The sequence below is a fragment of the Pseudonocardia sp. CA-107938 genome (genome assembly GCF_050936315.1).
Lineage (GTDB): Bacteria > Actinomycetota > Actinomycetes > Mycobacteriales > Pseudonocardiaceae > Pseudonocardia.
Genome location: NZ_JBNJNA010000001.1, coordinates 1092814 through 1109061, shown reverse-complemented (window position 1 = coordinate 1109061; position 16248 = coordinate 1092814). Strand labels below are relative to the sequence as shown.

The window sequence follows — 16248 nt, the reverse complement described above, 5'->3', positions numbered from 1 at the left end:
CCTCAGTCCTCGTCGAGGCTGTCCGGGTCGATCCCGGCCTCGGCGAGCACGTCGTCGAGGTCGTGGCGGCGGCCGCTATCGGCCGCCGCTCGCACCAGAGCGATGCTGAGCAGGCGAAGGTCATCCTCGAGCTCGTCGAGCCGCTGGAGGCGCTCGACGCTGTCGATCCCGACGATGGCGGCGACGGCCTTGCTGTTGCGGATCACCACCTGGGGACGTCCGTTCTCGGCGTCGGTGACCAGCTTGGAGATTCCTCGACTGTTGGCCTCGCTGATGCTGATGAGGTCCTTCGTGTCTACGTGCATCCCGCGGCTCCGTCCCCGTCACGATGCCTAGAATTCTATCCAGAATTCTGCCTAGTCGCCAGGCGGCCCTGTCTCCGCCGCGCCGGACGCATCGGGCCCAGGAACGTGTCGGGTGCCGGGTCTGGCGCTCCTAACGCGGGAGCAGGTCGCGCAGGGGTCCGATGTTGATGCCGCGGCGTTCCAGCTCGCGCTCGAACTGGTCGGCGATGGCGTCGGCGGCGCGGGGGCCGGCCGAGCTGACGGTGTTCTCGACGTGCTTGGCCAGCACCTCGCCGCCGTACCAGATGCCGAGCACGACCGCGCCGACCGGCAGCACCACCGACGCCAGCAGCCCCAGGCCGGCGAGCAGCCGGGGCCGCGCGACGACGAGCGCGATCAGGGCGAGCACGAACACGACGAGCGCGCCGAGCGCGGCCAGCCCGAGCGCGCTCAGCTGACCGCCGAGCGCGCCGAAGGGCTGGGCCGCGGTGAGGTTGACGGACGCGAGCAGCTGGTAGACGAGGACGCCGAGGAAGCCGGCGTCGACCACGGCGAGCACCAGCACCAGCAACGCGAACACCTGCCCGCGCCGGTGCGACCGGCGGGCGGGCGGACGCTCCGCGACGGGTTCGCGACGGTCGTCGAGCGGCCCGTAGTCGTCGTACCTGCCGTAGTCGTCGTACCTGCCGTAGTCGTCGTCGGAGTAATCGTCGGAGTAGCGGTCGTCGCGGTACTCGGCGGTCGGCTGCCGCAGCGCCGGTAGCCGGACGGTCGGCGCCTCGTCCACCGGCGGATGGACGGGGTAGCGAGCAGTGGGCCGGGGCGGGCTCCAGCGGGGCGGTTCACTCATCAGGGGGAACATCTCACGGACGGGTCGGATACGCCCAGTGTGGCGGTTCCGGCGGTCCGCCGCCACGCCGAGCCGGTGTCCCGGCGCCGGCACCTCCCGAGCCGCGCACGGCTCAGCGCGGTGCGGTCAGCCCGCCCAGGATCAGGGCGGACAGCGCCGCGACCGCGGCGTCGGGGGTGGCGCGGCCGTGGGTCAGCTCGGCGGCGAGCGCGTCGGCCGCGCCCAGCACGCCGATGCACCGCAGGTGGAACGCGTCCGCCGGCAGATCGGAGTGCGGGCCGAGCACCGCGACCAGCTCGGTCGCGTAGCTGTCGAGGATCTCGTGCTGCGCGGCCTCCATCTCCGGGTCGCCCTTGAGCGCGGCGGACAGCGCACCGAACTCCGGCATGTCGGTAGCGCAGGCGAAGTACGCGGTGCTCAGGACGTGCGCGACGGCGGCCGCGTCGGGGGCCGCGGCGTGCAGCGCGCTGGTCAGCGTCGCGCGATGGCGCTCGTCGAGCCATCGGTAGAGCGCGATCATCAGGCCGGCGCGGGTGCCGAAGTGGTCGTAGGTGATCGGTCGGCTCACCCCCGCGGCCTCGGCGAGGGTCACCAGTGTGAGCCCGTCGGCGCCGTGGGTGCGCACGATCCCGAGCGCGGCGTCGAGCAGCTGCTCGCGCCGCGCCTGCTTGGACAGACGGGTCTGTGCGGTTCCCATCACGCTCCTTGCGCTCACCTCCCAGTTTAAGCTACAAAATGTAAGTTACAAAATGTAGCTACGACCCGGAGGAGATCCGATGGACCGCATGAAGCCGGTGCTGATCCTGGGTGGCACGGGCCAGGCCGGCCGCGACACCGCCGAGATGCTGCGCACGTGGCACCCCGAACTCCCGCTCGCCATCGCCGGCCGCGACATCGATCGCGCCCGACGCGTCGCCGACGGGCTCGGCGGCGCGACCGCCACCACCGTCGACCTGCAGCGCGCCGACCTCGGCCTGCCGGCCGGCGGGCACTCCGCCGTCGTCGCCGCCTTGTGGGACAGCCGCCACACCGGTCTCCGGTACGCGCAGGACCAGGGGATCCCGTACGTCAGCATCTCCAGCGGGTACCTCGACGTCGCCCCCGAGATCGTCGTGGCGGCACAGCGGCCGGGCGCGGCGCCCGTCCTGCTCGCCAGTCACTTCTGCACCGGCACCGTCGTGCTCGCCGTCGCCCACCTGGCTCGCGAGCTCGCCCGGGTCGACGCCGTGCGCGTCGGCGCGATCATGGACGAGGAGGACAGCGGCGGCCCTGCCGGGCTCGCCGACCTGGAACGGTGGGCGACCGTCACCTCGGCCGGCCTGCAGCGCCGCGACGGCGTCTTCACCTGGGTCGACGAGACCGCCGTTCAGGTGCCGGCCAGTGACGGCGTCCTCGTGGACGGCGCGAGCGTCGCCGTCCTCGACGTGCCGAGCATCGCGGCTGCGACGGGTGCGCCGGACGTGCGGGTCGACCTCGCCATCGGCGAGTCCGCGGGCCGGCGCGCGGGGGGCGCGCCGTCCGTCGAGGTCCTCGTCGAGATCGACGGCGTCGACGCGGCCGGCCAGCCGCGGCGGATCTCCCGCTACCTCGTCCACCGTGCCGGGCAGCGCCCGCTGACCGCGCTCGGGATCGCGCTCGGGGTGGAGCGGCTGATCGGGTTGCAGGGCGACCCGGTCGGACCCGGCATCCACATGCCAGAGTCGCTGATCGACCCGGCGCACGCGGCTGCGCGGCTGGCCGGGGTCGGTGCCGAGTTCGTCGACGTACCGGCGCTCACCGCCCGGTAGCACCGTCGATCTGCTCGCGGAGGATGTCGGCGTGCCCGGCGTGCCGGCCGGTCTCCTCGATCATGTGGGTGAGCGCCCAGCGCACCGACGGCCCGGCTGGGCGGACGGGATCGCCGAGGTCGGTGCAGGTGTCGAGCGCGCGGTCGACCTGTTCGACGGTGGCCCGGTAGCGCGCCACGACGTCGGCGACGCTGTCCTCCTGCGCGGCCCGGAAGGTGGCCGGCCAGCTCCGCACCTGCACTCCGAGGAAGGTGGCCGCCTCGACGTGCGTGAGGTGGTTGAGCAGGCCGAGCAGGTTGGTGCCGGAGGGCACGCCGGGCGTGCGGACCTGCGGTTCCGGCGCGTCCTCGATCTTCGCGACGATGCTCTCGCGCAGGTAGGTGAGGAACGCGCGGAGCACCTCGGCCTCGGTGTTCCCGGTGCGGGGTGGTGGCGCGTCGCGGCGTCGTGGCATGACCCAAGCCTCGCCGCAGTACATCTGCGACGCACATGCCGTTGCCGGTTCGGCAAATCCATTGTGATGCAGCTCACTGGCGTGATCGTCGATCCTGGTAGGGCGTGTCCGACGTTCGGTGTGGGGAGCGCGCCGGGTGTTCCCGTCGACCGAGGAGATCCGATGAAGTACGTCGTGCTGATCCACTCCAACCCGCAGCCGTGGGGCCATCCGACCAGCGACTTCGTCGCGGAGCACCAGTCGCTGCCTCAGGAGCAGCGGGACCGCCTGCAGAGCGACTTCGAGGAGCTGCTCGGGCAGCTGCAGGCGGCCGGCGAGCTCGTCGGCGGCGAGGCGCTCGCCGATCCCGCGACGGCCCGGATCCACCGCTGGTCGCACGGCGAACCGGTGGCCGTGGACGGGCCGTACTCCGAGTCGAAGGAGCACCTGGCCGGGTTCTTCCTGATCGATGTGGCTCCCGAGCGCATCGACGAGATCGGGCGCCGGTTCAGCGGGCCGGGGGAGACGGTCGAGATCCGCCCGGTCATGTGGCCGGGCGGTGAGGGGTCCTGACCGCTCTGGTCGAGCAGGTGTGGCGGCAGGAGTCGCCGCTTGTGCTCGCCGCACTCCTGCGCCGGCACGGGGACCTGGCCGACTGCGAGGACGCCGTCCAGGAGGCCGCGGCCGAGGCCACGGTCGCCTGGGCGTTGCGTCCGCCCGACGATCCGCGCGCGTGGCTGGTGCGGGTCGCGTCGCGCCGGCTGATCGACCGGGCGCGCAGCGACCGCGCCCGCGTCGCCCGGGAGGAGCGGTTCGAGCCGGCGCCGCCGGCGTCGGGCACGGACGACAGCCTCGCGATGCTCGTCCTGTGCTGCCATCCGGCGCTGTCGCGGCCTGCGCAGGTGGCGCTGACGCTGCGGTCGGTGGCCGGCCTGTCCACCGGGCGGATCGCGGCCGCCCACCTCGTGCCGACGGCGACGATGGCGCAACGGCTGAGCCGGGCCCGGGCCACCCTGCGTGCCGCCGGGGCCAGGTTCGAGCTGCCGTCGGTGGGTGAGCTGCCGGGTCGCGTCGCGGTCGTGCTGGACGTGCTCCACGTCATGGCGACGGAGGCGCACGTCCGTACGGGTGGGCCGGACCTGCTCGACACCGACCTGGCCGCGGAGGCGCTGCGGCTCGTGCGGATGCTGCACGCCGCGCTGCCCGCGCACGACGAGGTGAGCGGGCTGCTCGCGCTGCTGCTGTGCACCGGTGCGCGGGCTGCCGCACGGGTGGACGCGCGCGGCGACCTCGTGCCGCTCGTCGAGCAGGACCGCGCACGGTGGGACCGGGCGATGATCGCGGAGGCCGTCGGGCTGCTGGAGCAGGTCCTGCCGCGCGGGCCGGTCGGCCCGTTCCAGCTGCAGGCTGCCATCGCCGCGGTGCACGCCGAGGCGCCGAGCGCGCAGGAGACCGACTGGGCCCAGATCTGCGCGCTCTACGCGATGCTGGACGAGGTCGCACCCGGCCCGGCCGTCACGCTCAACCGGGCCGTCGCCGTCGCCATGGACGCCGGGCCGCTGGCCGGGCTGGAGCTGCTCGACCCGCTGCTGGAGCTGCCGGCGATGCGTCGCCATCACCGCACGCACGCCGTCCGCGCCCACCTGCTGGAGCTGGCCGGCGACCCCGTGGCCGCGGCGGAGGCCTACCGCACGGCGAGCCGGCTGACGACGAGCCTGCCCGAGCAGCGCTACCTCAACCGCCGCCTCGCGGAGCTGAGCCGGGTCAGGCTGACGGCCACTGCGCCGGCGGGGCGCCGAACGCGTGCTCGGCCGACCGGATCACGGCCTTCGCCGTGACCAGGTTGCCGACCGCGCCGATGACGAGGCCGATGCCCAGCGGCAGCGCGCGGCCCAGCGCCAGCGACCCCTGCCGGACGAGGAACCGCTTGATGAACCACCGGGTCAGGCCGGAGTTGAGCGGGCCGAGCTTGGCCAGGGGCAGGCTGTCGGTCACGAGCTGGGCCCAGTCGCCGGTCTTCCCGGTCATCTTGCGCACGACCGCCTGCCCGGTCTCGCCCACCACCACGCCGAGCACGAGCGCCCGCCGCCGTTCGGGATCGTCGGTGGGCAGCGCGTGCACCTCGGCGACGGCCAGCGTGTACAGCACGGCGGCGTCCAGCGCGGCCAGCGCCTCCGCGCTCGCCGTCGCCAGCGACGCGATCGTGCCCAGCGCCGGCACGATCGCCAGCGCACCCCCGGCGCCGCCGGTGACGGTGACCGCCACCTGGTACTGCTTGCCCAGCGCGGTGATCACCTCGGCCGGGGTGGCGTTCGGCTGCTTGCGACGGATGTTCGCGATGTGCCCGGTGACCAGCGGGTGCTGGATGTGCAGCGCGCGTTCCACCACGTTGCGCAGCGCCCATCCCTGCACGCCACCGGGCGGTTGCGCGACCGCCTTGCCGTTCGAGGCCGGGTGTCCTTGCTCCGTCGTCACAGCCACAATTCCTACCGCCTCAGTGGTACTGGTGCATCACCGCATGTCCGCGTCCGCGGCTGATCAGTACCCGGTTCACCGGGACGGTAAGCACGAACGCGATGGCCAGCGAGAACGCGAGGGCTCCCCAGAACAGCCAGGACGTCAGCCCGGCGTCCATCGCGCCCGGGATCACGAGCATCAGCACGTTGTCGACGATCTCCATCACCGTGATGGAGAGGGTGTCGGCGGCCAGCGCCACGCCGAGCGCCGCCTTGAACGCGAGCCCGGAGCGCAGCACCGGCGTGATCGTGAGGCTGTAGCCGAACAGGAACGCCAGCGCGATCGACAGCACGACCGTCGCGAAGTTGGACCAGCCCAGCCACGTGCCGATCACCATGCCGAGCACCTCGCCGATGGCGCAGCCGGTGAGGCAGTGCAGGGTGGCCTGGATCGCGGACCGGGTCAGCTCGCGGCCGGTCGCCGGTGCGTGGTGGTGCTCGCTCATGATCTCTCCCCCGTGACGGTGAACCGGCGCAGCCGCAGGCTGTTGCCGACGACGAACGCCGAGCTGAGCGCCATGGCGAGCCCGGCGAGCATCGGGTTGAGCAGTCCGGCAGCGGCCAGCGGCAGCGCGGCCACGTTGTAGGCGAACGCCCAGAACAGGTTGCCCTTGATGGTGCGCAGGGTGCGGCGGGCGAGCCGGATCGCGTCCGGCACCGAACGCAGGTCGCCGCGCACCAGCGTGATGTCGCCGGCCTCGATCGCGACGTCGGTGCCGGTGCCCATGGAGATGCCGAGATCGGCCTTGGCCAGCGCCGCGGCGTCGTTGACGCCGTCGCCGACCATCGCGACGACCCGGCCCTCCTCCTGCAGCCGCGTCACGGTCGCCAGCTTGTCGGCCGGCAGCACCTCGGCGATCACCTCGTCGATGCCGACCTCCGCCGCGACGGCGTGCGCGGTGGCGGCGTTGTCGCCGGTCAGCAGGATCGGCCGCAGCCCGAGCCGGCGCAGCTGCGCGATCGCCGCAGCGGACGACGGCTTCACCCGGTCGGCGACGACGAGCAGTGCCCGCACCTCCCCGTCCCAGGCGACGACGACGGCCGTGCGGCCCAGCTCCTCGGCCTCGGCCTTCCGCGCTGCCAGCTCGTCGGGCAGCGCGAGGCTCCACTGCGCCATCAGCGCCGGCCGCCCGACGAGCACGGCGTGCCCCTCGACGACGCCTTGCACGCCGAGCCCGGCGAGGTTGCGGAAGTCCTCGACGGCGGGCAGGTCGCCCCGCTGAGCGCCAGCGGAGCGGGCATCAGCACCGCCCTCGCGGGCGGCGCGGGCGATGGCGGCGGCCACCGGGTGCTCCGACGCGTCCTCGACGGCACCGGCCAGCCGCAGCGCGGTGTCCGCGTCGTCGCCGTGGAGGGTGTGGACGGAGACGAGCGCCATCTGCCCGGTGGTGACGGTGCCGGTCTTGTCCAGCACGACCGTGTCGACCGTGCGGGTCTGCTCCAGCACCTCCGGGCCCTTGATCAGGATGCCCAGCTGGGCGCCGCGTCCGGTGCCGACCAGCAGCGCCGTCGGCGTCGCCAGGCCGAGCGCGCACGGGCAGGCGATGATCAGGACGGCCACGGCGGCGGTGAACGCGGCCGCCGGGCCGACGCCGTTGCCCAGCCAGAACCCGAGCGTGGCGACGGACAGCGCGATCACGATCGGCACGAACACCCCGGAGATGCGGTCGGCCAGCCGCTGGGCGGCGGCCTTGCCGCTCTGCGCGTCCTCGACGAGCTTCGCCATCTGCGCGAGCCGGGTGTCGGCGCCGACGCCGGTGGCGCGCACGACCAGCCGCCCGCCGGCGTTGACGGTGGCCCCGGTGACGGCGTCGCCCGGACCCACCTCCACCGGGACCGACTCGCCGGTCAGCATCGACGCGTCGACGGCGGAGGAGCCCTCGACCACCACGCCGTCGGTGGCGATCTTCTCACCCGGCCGCACGACGAACCGGTCGCCGACGGACAGCTCCGCGATCGGCACCCGCACCTCGCGGTCGTCGCGCAGCACGGCGACGTCCTTGGCGCCCATGTCGAGCAGGGCCCGCAGCGCGGCGCCGGCGCGGCGCTTGGCGCGCGACTCGAAGAACCGGCCGGCCAGGATGAAGACGGTGACCCCGGCGGCGACCTCCAGGTAGATGTTCCTGGCGCCGTCGGACGGGGCGATGGTCAGCGTGAACGGGTGCGTCATGCCGGGCACGCCGGCGGTGCCGAACAGCAGCGCCCACAGCGACCACAGGAACGCGGCGAGCACGCCCATCGACACCAGCGTGTCCATGGTGGCGCCGCCGTGGCGCAGGTTCACCCAGGCCGCGCGGTGGATCGGCCACGCGCCCCACACCACGACGGGCGCGGCGAGCGCGAGCGAGATCCACTGCCAGTTGGTGAACTGCAGCGCCGGCACCATGGAGAGCACGACCACCGGCACGGCCAGCACGATGCTGCCCACGAGCCGCTGCTTCAACGGGTCGGCGGCCGGCTCGTCCGGCGGCTCCTCCGCCGTCGGCGGTCGCGGGAGCTCGGCGGTGTACCCGGCCGCCTCCACCTGCGCGACGAGCACCTGCGGGTCGACGCCGGCCGGGGCAGCCACGTGGGCCTTCTCGGTGGCGTAGTTGACCGATGCCGTGACGCCGTCGAGCTTGTTCAGCTTGCGCTCGACGCGGTTGGCGCACGACGCGCACGTCATGCCGCCGATCGAGAGCTCGATCTGGGTGACGCTGCTGGTGGAGACCGTGCTGGTCATGTGATCGCTCCTCTCGGGTCAGTGTCCCGCGTCGTGCGCGGGGGGCGGCGCGGCGGGGGCGGTACCGCTGGTGGCGACCGTGAACTCCGCGGTGCGGACGACGTCGCCGTGCCGGAAGTCCAGGTACAGCCGGTAGGTACCGGCACTGGGTACCTCCGTACCGAACCGGACCGCCGGGCCGGGTGTTCCCGCTTCGGGGTGCACGTGCAGGTAGGCGAGGTCGCCGGTGCGCAGCGCCACGAGGTGGCCGTAGGCGCCCAGGTAGGGCTGCAGGTCGGTGACCGGCTTGCCGTCGCGGCTGACCGTCAGCGTGACGGGCGAGACGGCGCCCGGAACCAGGTCGCCGGCCAGTTCGACGGTGTAGCCGTCCACCTGCGACACCCGGCTGGGGGTCGGGACCACCGGCGTCAACGCGCCTGCCGCCGACAGGTCGACGCCCAGGGTCGTGGCCGATCCGCCGGTGGGCTTGAAGTCGGCGAACGCGCGGTAGGAGCCCGCGAGCGGAGCCGCGTACGGCACCGTCCACGTGCCGTCGGCTGCCATCTCCGGGTGGATGTGCTCGAACCCGGCGCCGTCGCGGCGGACCACGATCAGGTGCATGCGCTTCTCGTGCTCCACGTCGAAGGCGGTGACGGGTCGCCCGTCCGGCCCGGTGATCGTGAACGAGAACGGATGTGCGGCGCCGGTCTCGACCACGGTGCTGGCCGGGTTGAACGTATACCCCCCGGACGTAGTGGCCAAGCCGGGCAGCGCGCCCTCCGCCGGCATGCCGGCGTGCACGGCCGGTGCCATGCCGGACATCGCGGCGTGCTGGTCCGGCGCGGGAGCGGCGGCGGGGACCTGCCCGACACCCGCACCGAGGGCGAACGCGCCGCCGGCCAGCACCGCGAGCCCGGCCACGTAGCCGATCAGCTTCGTCGAGGTGCGCACGGCTAGCTCACCAGCTCGTACCCCGCCTCCGCGACGGCGGCGCGCACCTGCGCCGGGTCGAGGGGCTGGGCGCTCGTGACGGTGACGTCGCCGGTCGGCAGGTCGACGCGAACGTCGGTGACGCCGCCGATGGCCTCGATCTCCTCGGTGACGGAGCGGACGCAGTGCTCGCAGGTCATGCCGGTGACGGTGTACGCAGTCGTGGTCATACCTGGATGTATACCCCTATGGGGTATGCGCGGCAAGGGGATACGGGTAGAGGGTATGTGAACGACGTCTCAGTCCCGATGTTCACTCCGACAAGCTCCGTTCAGTCCCTGATCCAGTGCCCCAGCACCATCAGCGTCTTCGTGCCGGTGACCTGCCCGGTCCGGCGCAGGCCGTCGATGACGTCCTGGAGGTGGTTCATGTCGCGCACCCGCAGCTGCACGAGTGCGTCCGGGTCGCCGGCGATCGTGTAGACGGCCTGCACCTCGGCCAGGCCGCGGGCGGTGTCGATGATGTCGGCGACGCGGGTGCGGCCGGCGAAGCGCACCTCGGTGAACGCCTCGACACCCCAGCCGAGCTTCGACTGGTCGATCTTGACGGTGAACCCGGTGATGACGCCGTCCGCGCGCAGCCGGTCCACGCGCCGCTTCACCGCCCCGACGGACAGCCCGACGTCGTCGGCCATGTCGGAGAAGGTGCGCCGCCCGTCCTCGGTGAGCATGCGCAGCAGGCGCTCGTCGATGCGGTCGATGTCGGCCATGTCGCCTCGCAAACTTTTCTCGATCCGAGGCGCCCACCGTACTGATTCTGGAAAGTTTCCCGCGAGAACGTCGAGGTTTGTTGCAGGCCGGCGATGTGGCCGTTCTCATGTCCGGACCGCCTCGACGCCCGCGAAGGAGCCCACCATGAATGGACCGCGCGCCGTGACGCTCGACGACAAGTACGTCGCGACCCAGGGGCGGGCGCTCATGACCGGGGTGCAGGCGATCGTGCGGCTGGCGCTCGACCAGCGCCGCGCCGACTCCGTCCGCGGCCTCGACACCCGCATGTTCGTGTCCGGCTACCAGGGCTCGCCGCTCGGCGGGCTCGACAGCGAGATGCTCCGCGCGAAGAAGCACCTCGACGCGGCCGGCGTGGTGTTCCAGGCCGGAGTGAACGAGGAGCTGGCCGCGACCGCCGTCGCCGGCACGCAGATGCTCGACGCGGTGCCCGGGCGTCGCCACGACGGCGTCGTCGGGTTCTGGTACGGCAAGAACCCCGGCCTCGACCGTGCCGCCGACGCCATCCGGCACGGCAACCTCGCCGGCACCACGCACCTCGGCGGTGCCGTCGCCATCATCGGCGACGACCCCGCCAGCAAGTCCTCGACCGTGCCGAGCTCGTGCGAGCCGATGGCGGAGAGCCTGGTCATGCCGCTGCTGGCGCCGGGCTCGGTGGCCGAGGTGATCGAGTTCGGGCTGCACGCCGTGGCGCTGTCCCGGGCCACCGGCCTGTGGACCGGCCTGAAGATCATCGCCGATGTCGCCGACGCGTCGACCACGGTGGACCTGGGCGCGCTCGCCCACGACGTCCTGGCCGTGCCGGCCCCGCCCAGCCGCGCGCGGACCACCCCTGGTGCACTGGTCGGGCCCACCGCCCTCGACGCCGAGCACGACATGCTCACCCGGCGGCTCGACCTCGCCCGGCAGTACGCCCGCGAGACCGGTCTCAACCGCGTCACGTTCGACGCCCGTGCTGCGCGGCTGGGCATCCTCGCGTCCGGCACCGGTTACGCCACTGTGCTGCGCGCGCTCGACGACCTCGGGCTCGGCGAGGCCGAACTGGACGCGCTCGGCATCCGGCTGATCCGGCTCGCCATGCCGTTCCCGATCGACGACGAGGCGCTCGCCGGCATGGCCGCCGGGCTCGAGGAGGTGCTCGTCGTCGAGGACAAGGTGCCGTTCCTCGAGGGACACCTCAAGCAGGCGCTCTACGGCCGCGGCGACGCACCCGTGGTCGTCGGCCGCCGCGACCCGGCCGGCCGCCCGTTGCTCACCACCCGCGGCCAGCTCGGCGGCGAGGACGTCGCCCGCGCGATCGTCGCCCGCATCGACGCCGTGATCGGTGGTTCGGCGGTGCCCGCCCGTGCCCGCCAGCACCTGGCCGCGATCGCCCCGCCGCGCCCGTCCCGGATCGGGCTGGAGATCAGCAAGTCCGGCGACCTCGGTGCGCGGGTGCCGTACTTCTGCTCCGGCTGCCCGCACAACACCTCCACCCGCACCGGCGACGACACGCTCGTCGGCGTCGGGATCGGCTGCCACGCCATGGTCGCGCTCGACGGCCACGGCCGCGGCCGCCAGGTCGGGCTGACCCAGATGGGCGGCGAGGGCGCGCAGTGGTTCGGCATGGCGCCGTTCACCGACGACCGCCACCTCGTGCAGAACCTCGGCGACGGCACGTTCCACCACTCCGGCTCGCTCGCCATCCGCGCGGCTGTCGCCGCCGGCGTCACGATGACCTACAAGCTGCTCTACAACGACGCCGTCGCCATGACGGGCGGGCAGCGTGCCGAGGGCCGCCTCGACGTCCCGGCGATCACGCGGCTGCTCGCGATCGAGGGCGTGCGCCGGATCGTGATCACCACCGACGAGCCGGAGAAGTACCGCAGCATCGCGATCGACCCGATCGCGACCGTGCGGCACCGCGACCGGCTCGCCGAGTCCGAGAAGGAGCTGGCCGCCCTCGACGGCGTCACCGTGCTCATCCACGACGACCGCTGCGCCGCCGAGGAGCGGCGCCTGCGCAAGCGCGGCAAGCTGCCCACGCCGGCCGAGCGGGTCGTGGTGAACGAGCGGGTGTGCGAGGGCTGCGGCGACTGCGGCGACCAGTCCACCTGCCTCTCGGTGCAGCCGGTGGCCACCGAGTTCGGCCGCAAGACCCGCATCCACCAGCCGTCCTGCAACTCCGACTTCTCCTGCCTCAAGGGCGACTGCCCGTCGTTCCTGCTGGTTTCGCCCGGTACGGTCGCGCGGCGAGCCGTGCCCGCGCTGCCCGTCGCGCTGGTCGAGCCGACGCGTCGCTTCGACGGCTCGTCCACGCTGCTGCGGATGCCCGGCATCGGCGGCACCGGCGTCGTCACCGTGTCGCAGATCCTGCAGATGGCCGCGCACCTCGACGGGCACTACGCGGCCGGGCTGGAGCAGGTCGGGCTGGCGCAGAAGGGCGGCCCGGTCGTCTCCGACATCCGGATCTCCACCAAGCCCGTCTCCGGCATCCTGCGTGCCTCCCGCGGCACCGCCGACGTCCTGATCGGGATGGACCTGGTCGGCGCGGCCGGGCCGGACTCGCTCGCCGTCGCCCGGCCCGGGCACACCGTCGCCGTCCTCAACACGGCGCTCGTGCCGACCGCGGCCATGGTCACCAACCGCGTGGTGCTCCCCGGGTCCGTCGACGACGCGCTGGAGCGGATCGGCGCCGCCACGCGGGACGCGCTGCACGTCGACGCGCAGCGGATCGCCGAGACCCTGTTCGGCGACCACATGCCGGCCAACATGGTGCTGATCGGTGCCGCGTACCAGCACGGTGGGCTGCCGGTCTCGGCCGAGGCGATCGAGGACGCGATCCGGCTCAACGGGGCGGCCGTCGAGAACACGCTGACGGCGTTCCGCTGGGGGCGCGCGGCCGCCCTGGACGCGGCTGCCGTGGAGGCGGCGTTGGCCGTTCCGCAGCCGCCGGTCGTGGCGGTCGGCGCCGACGCCGCGTCGCTGGCGGCGGGCATCGCCGACGGGGAACTTGCTGACGTGCTCGCCACCCGCATCGCCGACCTCACCGGCTACCAGGACCGGGCCTACGCGGAGCGGTATGCGGAGGAGGTCCGCCGGGTCGCGGCGATCGCCACCGACCGGGCGGGGCACGCCGCGGGCCGGCGGATCGGCGTCGCGTACGCGCGGGGGCTGCACAAGCTGATGGCGTACAAGGACGAGTACGAGGTGGCCCGCCTGCACCTCGACCCGGTCGAGGTGGGCCGCCGCGAGGCCGAGTACGGCCCCGACGCCCGCGTGTCGGTCATGCTGCACCCGCCCGTGCTGCGCGCGCTGGGCATGGACCGCAAGATCAAGATCGACGGGCGGGCGGCCGGCCCGATGTTCCGCGCGCTGCGTGCGGCCCGGAAGCTGCGCGGCACCCCGCTGGACCTGTTCGGCCGCGCCGAGGTGCGCGAGGTCGAGCGGGCACTGATCGGCGAGTACCAGGCGGCGGTCCGCACGGCTCTGGCCACCGGCACCGTCGAGCAGGTGGTGGAGGTGGCCGAGACGGCCGACCTGGTCCGCGGGTACGAGGACATCAAGCTGGCCGCGGTCGCGAAGTTCCGGACGAAGGTGGCGGAGCTGCTGTCGGGGTTGCAGTAGCCCCCGGCCGACGGGTTCACCGCACCAGCACACCGGGGTTCAGGACCCCGGCCGGGTCCAGTGCCGACTTGGCCGCGTCCAGGGCCGCCGCGAACGGGTCGGGGCGCTGGCGGTCGTACCAGGGGCGGTGGTCGCGGCCGACGGCGTGGTGGTGGGTGATCGTGGCGCCGTGCCGGTCGAGCACGTCGGACACGGCGGCCTTGATCTCGTCCCACTGCGCCACCGTGTCGCCCCAGCGGCCGGGCGCGTAGACGCCGTAGTAGGGCGCCGGCCCGTCCGGGTAGACGTGGGTGAACCGGCAGGTGACCAGCCCGCCCACCGCCGCCCGCACGTCGGCGTCCAGCGCGGCGAACGCGGACCACGTGCACGCCGTCTCGAACGTCTCGACGATCACGCTGCGCCGCGCGAGCGCGTCCCGCTGGTACGGCATGCGCAGGAACGCCGAGCGCCAGGAGCCGGCGGCGTCGCTCCCGTCCTCGTCCCGTGAGCGCCGGGCGATGACGGTCCCGCCGCCGTCCTGCGCGAGTTCGACCGCTCGGTCGAGCCACGCGTCGACGGGGTGGTCGGCGGACTCGAACGCCAGCACCAGCAACCCGCCGTCGACGGACGTGCCCGTCGACAGGAACGCCTCCGCGGCGTCGAGCAACCGGCAGTTCGACGGGTAAAGCCCGGCCTGCGCGATCGCACGGGTCGCGGCGACGGCCGCGGGCCACGTCGGGAACGCGATCGACGCGGTGACCTGCCAGCGCGGCCGCTCCTGCAGCCGCATCCAGGCCTCGGTGATCACGCCGAGTGCGCCCTCCGAGCCGAGGAAGAGCCGGTCGGGGGACGGTCCGGCGCCGGAACCGGGCAGCCGGCGGGACTCGCTGATGCCGGCCGGCGTGACGACGCGGAGCGACTCCGTCAGGTCGTCGATGTGCGTGTAGAGGGTGGCGAAGTGGCCGCCGGCACGGGTCGCGAGCCAGCCGCCGAGCGTCGAGAACGCGAACGACTGTGGGTAGTGCCGCAGGGTGAGCCCGTGCGGGCGCAGCTGCGCCTCCAGGTCGGGTCCGAGCACGCCGGCCTGGATCCGCGCGGCTCGGCTCTCCCGGTCGATCTCCAGCACCCGGTCGAGCGGGGTGAGGTCGAGCGTGACAGCCGGGCCGTCGAACCGCGGCTCGATCCCGCCGACGACGGAGCTGCCGCCGCCGTACGGGATCACGGCGACGCCGTCACGGCTGGCCCAGTCGAGCACGTCGACGACGTCCTGCTCGTTCCGCGGGAACGCGACGAGGTCAGGCACGTGGTCGAGCCGGCCCTCCAGGTTGCGCACGACGTCGCGGAACGCCTTGCCGTGCGCGTGCCCGGCACGGGTAACGGGGTCGTCGACGCACAAGGCCGCGAGCGCTGCCGGGGGTCGCACCCGGGGTTCGGGGAGCCCGAGGTCGGCCGGGTCCGGCGGTTCGTGGTCGGTGAGGTCGTGCCCGGGCAGCAGGGCAGCCGCGCGCGTGACCAGCGCCTCGGCCTCGGCGCCGGTCACCGCGTCCTCGACGGTGCCCCAGCCCCACCACGAACGACCCATCAGGCCGGGCCGTTGCGCAGCACCGCCCGGACGTCGGCGGCGGACGTGTGCTCGTGGTCGAACTCGGCCAGCCACCAGGTGGCGCCGGCCTTCGCGAACGCCGGCACGTCCGCGTCGGCCGGCAGGGCGACGGCGATGTCGTAGGGGTCCGGGCGCCCGGACCGGAGCTCTGCGAGCGTCGCGGTGACCGCCGCCAGCTGGTCGGTCTCGGCCAGGTTGACCGGGAAGAACCCGTCCAGCGCCGCGGCCCGGCGCATCGGCTTCACCTTGCCGGGGAACCCGGCCGCCCACACCGGGATCCGGTCCGCCGGGGTGGGCCGGAACTGCATCCCGTCGACGGTGAAGTGCTCGCCGTGGTGGTGGACCGGCTCGCCCGACCACGCGGCGGCCAGGATCGCGAGCGACTCGTCGAGCATCCCGGCTCTGCGCCGGTCGTCGGTCTCCTCGCCGAGTGCGGAGAACTCGCTGCCGAACCGGTCGCTGCCCAGCCCGACCCCGAGCACCAGCCGCCCGCCGGAGAGGCGATCGAGCGTCGCGGTCTCGCGAGCCACCTTCGCCGGACGGCGCCGCGGGAGCGGGGTGACCATCGGGCCGAGCCGGATCGTGCTCGTCGCGCCCGCGATGGCGGCCAGCGCGATCCACGCGTCGGCCACCGCGAGCCCGTGCCAGTTGACGTGGTCCCACACGAACACGCCGTCCCAGCCCGCCTCTTCGGCCTCGACGGCGAGCCTGGTCAGGACGATCGGGTCGGCCAGCTCGTCGAAGAGCGGCAGCCAGAGAGCGGAGCGCATC

General features: G+C 73.6%; 15 protein-coding genes and 1 pseudogene. 4 read left to right on the top strand and 12 right to left on the bottom strand.

All coding sequences use genetic code 11. The features are described 5' to 3' along the window. Positions 1-2: 2 nt before the first annotated feature. The 3 genes from ACQEVB_RS05435 to ACQEVB_RS05425 all read right to left on the bottom strand — a co-directional run bounded on the left by ACQEVB_RS05435 (position 3) and on the right by ACQEVB_RS05425 (position 1831). Positions 3-305, bottom strand: coding sequence for a type II toxin-antitoxin system Phd/YefM family antitoxin (locus ACQEVB_RS05435; RefSeq protein ID WP_432965906.1), 303 nt, complete (start codon positions 303-305; stop codon positions 3-5). 130 nt (positions 306-435) lie between these two features. Next, on the bottom strand, positions 436-1134 hold the full coding sequence (locus tag ACQEVB_RS05430; RefSeq protein ID WP_432965903.1) for a hypothetical protein: 699 nt from the start codon (positions 1132-1134) through the stop codon (positions 436-438). A gap of 112 nt (positions 1135-1246) precedes the next feature. Further along, on the bottom strand, positions 1247-1831 hold the full coding sequence (locus ACQEVB_RS05425; RefSeq protein ID WP_432965900.1) for a TetR/AcrR family transcriptional regulator: 585 nt from the start codon (positions 1829-1831) through the stop codon (positions 1247-1249). 79 nt (positions 1832-1910) lie between these two features. On the opposite strand from ACQEVB_RS05425, the gene ACQEVB_RS05420 reads away from it, so the two are divergent. Then, the gene (locus tag ACQEVB_RS05420; RefSeq protein ID WP_432965897.1) at positions 1911-2921 is read left to right on the top strand and encodes a saccharopine dehydrogenase; all 1011 of its coding nucleotides are present in this window, start codon (positions 1911-1913) and stop codon (positions 2919-2921) included. On the opposite strand, the gene ACQEVB_RS05415 is transcribed toward ACQEVB_RS05420, so the two are convergent. Further along, the gene (locus ACQEVB_RS05415) at positions 2908-3375 is read right to left on the bottom strand and encodes a DinB family protein (protein WP_432965894.1); all 468 of its coding nucleotides are present in this window, start codon (positions 3373-3375) and stop codon (positions 2908-2910) included. The genes ACQEVB_RS05420 and ACQEVB_RS05415 overlap by 14 nt on opposite strands. Positions 3376-3537: 162 nt before the next feature. Between ACQEVB_RS05415 and ACQEVB_RS05410 the strand changes: the two genes are divergently transcribed. Next, on the top strand, positions 3538-3927 hold the full coding sequence (locus ACQEVB_RS05410; RefSeq protein ID WP_432965891.1) for a YciI family protein: 390 nt from the start codon (positions 3538-3540) through the stop codon (positions 3925-3927). Then, positions 3924-5192: an RNA polymerase sigma factor gene (locus tag ACQEVB_RS05405; RefSeq protein WP_432980161.1), complete on the top strand. Its 1269-nt coding sequence runs from the start codon at positions 3924-3926 to the stop codon at positions 5190-5192. The genes ACQEVB_RS05410 and ACQEVB_RS05405 overlap by 4 nt, the downstream gene beginning before the upstream one ends. On the opposite strand, the gene ACQEVB_RS05400 is transcribed toward ACQEVB_RS05405, so the two are convergent. The 6 genes from ACQEVB_RS05400 to ACQEVB_RS05375 all read right to left on the bottom strand — a co-directional run bounded on the left by ACQEVB_RS05400 (position 5119) and on the right by ACQEVB_RS05375 (position 10270). Continuing rightward, positions 5119-5835: a hypothetical protein gene (locus ACQEVB_RS05400; RefSeq protein ID WP_432965888.1), complete on the bottom strand. Its 717-nt coding sequence runs from the start codon at positions 5833-5835 to the stop codon at positions 5119-5121. The two genes, ACQEVB_RS05405 and ACQEVB_RS05400, sit on opposite strands and share 74 nt — an antisense overlap. A 13-nt stretch (positions 5836-5848) precedes the next feature. Further along, on the bottom strand, positions 5849-6316 hold the full coding sequence (locus tag ACQEVB_RS05395; RefSeq protein ID WP_432965885.1) for a DUF4396 domain-containing protein: 468 nt from the start codon (positions 6314-6316) through the stop codon (positions 5849-5851). Continuing rightward, a complete protein-coding gene (locus ACQEVB_RS05390; protein ID WP_432965882.1) occupies positions 6313-8592 on the bottom strand; it encodes a heavy metal translocating P-type ATPase in 2280 nt (759 codons plus the stop codon). Before ACQEVB_RS05390 ends, ACQEVB_RS05395 begins: the two co-directional genes overlap by 4 nt. 18 nt (positions 8593-8610) lie before the next feature. Further along, entirely contained in the window at positions 8611-9522 is a 912-nt protein-coding gene (locus ACQEVB_RS05385) for a hypothetical protein (protein WP_432965879.1), read from the bottom strand. 2 nt (positions 9523-9524) lie between these two features. Next, positions 9525-9731 carry a heavy-metal-associated domain-containing protein gene (locus tag ACQEVB_RS05380; RefSeq protein WP_432965876.1) on the bottom strand — a complete coding sequence of 69 codons (207 nt, stop codon included), beginning with the start codon at positions 9729-9731 and terminating at the stop codon, positions 9525-9527. Positions 9732-9832: 101 nt separating this feature from the next. After that, the gene (locus ACQEVB_RS05375; RefSeq protein ID WP_432965873.1) at positions 9833-10270 is read right to left on the bottom strand and encodes an Lrp/AsnC family transcriptional regulator; all 438 of its coding nucleotides are present in this window, start codon (positions 10268-10270) and stop codon (positions 9833-9835) included. Positions 10271-10382: 112 nt separating this feature from the next. Between ACQEVB_RS05375 and ACQEVB_RS05370 the strand changes: the two are divergent. After that, positions 10383-13895: pseudogene (locus ACQEVB_RS05370) on the top strand (indolepyruvate ferredoxin oxidoreductase family protein); the annotation flags it as partial. Between the two features lie 16 nt (positions 13896-13911). Here ACQEVB_RS05370 and ACQEVB_RS05365 read toward each other — a convergent pair. Both ACQEVB_RS05365 and ACQEVB_RS05360 read right to left on the bottom strand, forming a co-directional pair. Then, a complete protein-coding gene (locus tag ACQEVB_RS05365; RefSeq protein WP_432965870.1) occupies positions 13912-15456 on the bottom strand; it encodes an FAD-binding oxidoreductase in 1545 nt (514 codons plus the stop codon). After that, positions 15456-16247, bottom strand: a complete 792-nt coding sequence (locus tag ACQEVB_RS05360; RefSeq protein WP_432965867.1) for an LLM class flavin-dependent oxidoreductase — start codon at positions 16245-16247, stop codon at positions 15456-15458. The genes ACQEVB_RS05365 and ACQEVB_RS05360 overlap by 1 nt, the downstream gene beginning before the upstream one ends. Position 16248: the final 1 nt, after the last annotated feature.